Raw genomic sequence first — 966 nt, 5'->3', positions numbered from 1 at the left:
CGATTTGTGGAATTAGTAGAGTGTTATATAGCACTCACCAAGCTTATGACGCCGCGAACCGTCGAGATATCACTGTTGAAAAGAAAGCGGTTATGACAGCACTTTGTCTATGGCTCGGCATCTTAATTGGCTATCAGCTTTATTTCTTTCCAGAAGCCTTGCAGGCTTACCAGTTACGCCCCTAAACGCAGAGCCGTCTGATCAAGACTCAAGATTTATACGGCCTAAGTAACCATATCAGAAATTTGACGAGAGATTGCTTGCAGACGCTGAAGCGGGTCGCTCATTTCATAAAGATGCTGTTTCTGTTTATTGCCTAGCGGCAGTAACTCAGTCAAGCGCCAGCCTACTTGGCGCCCATCTTCATAATCAATATCCATATTCAAATCGCGAACAAAGGGGTGTTTGACCAGAGCCTGCAGTACCACACGCAGCTCATCAAACTCCTCGGGCAAGTCAATATGCTGCTCTTCACCAATAGCCTCAAGCTCGGCATACCAGACGCCATTTTCACGTTCTTCAAGTGAGGATAGTTTGACTTGTTCCAGACCTTCAACCGTCAGATTTAACACCCCGGTACTAGGCGTCTTGCCAAAATCTACAATTTGAACACGCGTGCCAAGTTCATAGAACTGCCCTTCTCGCACGTGTTCAGTCGGTGCATTTTCACTGCACATCAACACTGCCACAAAGCCTTCGCCTTGCTTCATCGAATCAGCAATCATATCTAAATAGTGCGGCTCAAAAATCTGCAAAGGAATACGACCTTGCGGACAGACAATAGCATTGAGCGGTAACAGCGGCAGTTTCATAGTTTATTCAGGTATTCACGGTTGGCTTTTAAGTAAGCATAGACTGATTTTTCCAATCTTATAGTTTCGTATTGAAGATTCGCCATTTGGTGCCAGCATGCATTTTTTTTGCTATGCTGCCTGCTTCAGATTTTTCTTTCTAACAACGATTATT

2 protein-coding genes are annotated in these 966 nt (G+C 44.6%); one reads left to right on the top strand and one right to left on the bottom strand.

Translation table 11 applies throughout. The features are described from left to right. The coding region (locus tag A3766_RS29970) for a hypothetical protein (RefSeq protein WP_231883017.1) at positions 1–185 on the top strand (185 nt) is incomplete at its 5' end. A 39-nt stretch (positions 186–224) separates the two neighbouring features. Here the strand turns inward: A3766_RS29970 and A3766_RS27625 are convergent. After that, positions 225–812, bottom strand: a complete 588-nt coding sequence (locus A3766_RS27625) for an LON peptidase substrate-binding domain-containing protein (RefSeq protein WP_082865204.1) — start codon at positions 810–812, stop codon at positions 225–227. Positions 813–966 lie beyond the last annotated feature (154 nt).

The sequence above is a fragment of the Oleiphilus sp. HI0132 genome, assembly GCF_001635845.1.
Note: the sequence above shows the minus strand (reverse complement) of the source record. Positions and strands in the feature narration are given on the sequence as shown.